The organism is Candidatus Zixiibacteriota bacterium, from assembly GCA_022865345.1.
Classification (GTDB): Bacteria; Zixibacteria; MSB-5A5; order MSB-5A5; family RBG-16-43-9; genus RBG-16-43-9.
This window is the reverse complement of record JALHSU010000234.1, coordinates 1-2,102: the sequence shown is the minus strand read 5'-3', so window position 1 is coordinate 2,102 and position 2,102 is coordinate 1. Positions and strand designations below refer to the sequence as shown.

General features: G+C 40.2%; 1 protein-coding gene. It reads right to left on the bottom strand.

Annotated elements, in window-relative coordinates; all coding sequences use genetic code 11:
* A partial coding sequence (locus MUP17_11170; protein MCJ7459541.1) for a protein kinase occupies nt 1-2,003 on the bottom strand: 2,003 nt, incomplete at its 3' end.
* Nucleotides 2,004-2,102: the final 99 nt, after the last annotated feature.

Genomic DNA, 2,102 nt, shown 5'->3' with positions numbered 1-2,102 from the left:
GATTCAATTGCCTGGTCCAACCTACCATTGTAAGCATAAAGGTCACCACGAGTGTCATAAGGATTGGCTTCATCTGGTGCTAAGGATATATACTTATTTATCGCCCAGATTGATTTGTCGAAATTCCCCAATTCGTTGTATGCATAGGCAAGGTCATTATAGGCTAACTTATTGAGAGGGTCTATCTCAATGACTTGGTTATAGTATTCAAGGCTCTGTTCAAACTTTCGCAGGCCAATATAATACGCTCCTAACATTATCAAGGCATCTTTCTCCTCAGGATAACGCTTTAGTAACTCTTTTAGCTCTTTAACATAATCTTCCCATGTCGTTTTCTCTGAATACTCTATCTCTAGAACTTTTATATAATTTTTTTCCTTGTGGCTAACTTTATCTGAGTATTTTATTGCTCTCTCTAACATCTCCTTCCAGTCATCTGTTCCCATCCTGGTTAATTGATAATATGCCATCGCAAAGGTGGAATCGTACTTCAAAGCTTTCCTGAAGCTTTCCTCTGCTTCTTTGGAGTAAAGCTTATTCTTGTAATCAATACCCTCCAAGTAGCAACGATACGCTTCAGGTGAATGGGTAGTAACATCCGCAACCGAAGGGTCTGGTTCCTTCTGTGCTATTGCAGGTAGAGACAGGTCTTTTTTGATTTCAACTGTAAGCTTATCCACTAAGGGGAAAATATTCTCACCTGCCTGTCCAGTGATTCTCTGGGAAGCAATGGCATTTCCTGTCTTAACTTCTACTAATTGAGCTGTCAGTATTATCTCCGGCTTTATCTGTAAAACACTGCCCAAAAGCATCCACTTAGCATTGGCTTTCTCTGCTACTTGAGTGGCTGTTGCCCGGTCAACCCTTTTTATTCCCTCTTTACCCAATAGCTTGAGAATATCATATAACCTCTGGCTGGATACTATCCTGAGATATTGTGATTCGGTCAGGTCAGTGATTAATAAATTAGTGATAATCTCTCCTAATTTGGTAGAATCTGTTGGGTCTACTAAATTTTCAAAATACATTATTGCCAATGTGTTCTCCGCTGCTGTGGCTTTCTTTTCTGGACTAATTTCAAATTTGAAAGGTTTGAGAATCAAAAAGAGTAAAACCAAGATGAAAACTGCTGAAGCCGGAATTAAAATGGGGAAAAATTTATTTTTAGACTTGCGTGCAGCAGAAGTTATTGTCTCCCTTTGCAATCCCTTAAAATCCGCCATGACCTCAGCCGCACTCTGATACCTGACATTGCGGTCTTTTTCTAATGCCTTGTCAACTATCCTCTGTAGTCGTTCCGGAACATTGACTTTATATCTGGCTAATGGCTCTGGGGTTTCATTTATAATAGAATAGATTATGGCAGCCTCATGCTCACCTTTAAAGGGAAGCTGTCCGGTTATCATCTCATATAAAACCACTCCAAAAGAAAAAATATCTGAACGATGGTCAACTTCTATCCCTTGAGCTTGTTCCGGTGACATATAAGCTAAAGTCCCCAGGGTCGAGCCAGTCGTGGTCAGCTTGGTAGCTCCTTTAAGCTTAGCTAAACCAAAATCCATTATCTTGACCACTCCATCCTCGGTTAACATAATGTTGTCTGATTTTATATCTCTATGGACAATCTCCTTCTTATGCGCTACATTCAAACCTTCTGCTATCTGTATAGCTATATCCAAAACCTCTCTTAAGGAAAGTGTCTTTTCTTTCAAAATTTCCTTGAGCGATTTACCCTCAACATAAGCCATAGAGATGAAACATTCCCCTTCAACTTCATCTATCTCATGGATAGTGCAGATATTAGGATGGTCAAGAGCCGATGCCGCTTTAGCTTCATGCTCAAATCTGATCTTGGCTTCCTGGTCGCATAGAAGATGCTTAGGCAGGAATTTCAAAGCTATGATTCTAGCGAGCTTGATATCCTGGGCTTTATAAACCACACCCATCCCACCCTCGCCCAGTTTTTCGAGTATCTTATAATGTGAAATTAATTTACCAATCATAACGTATTACGCTCAGTTCTCGAACTCATCCCCTTTCCCCTTCTCTTAAAAAGAGAAGGGGAATACAAGTCCCTCTCTTCTTAAGAGAGGGATTTAGGG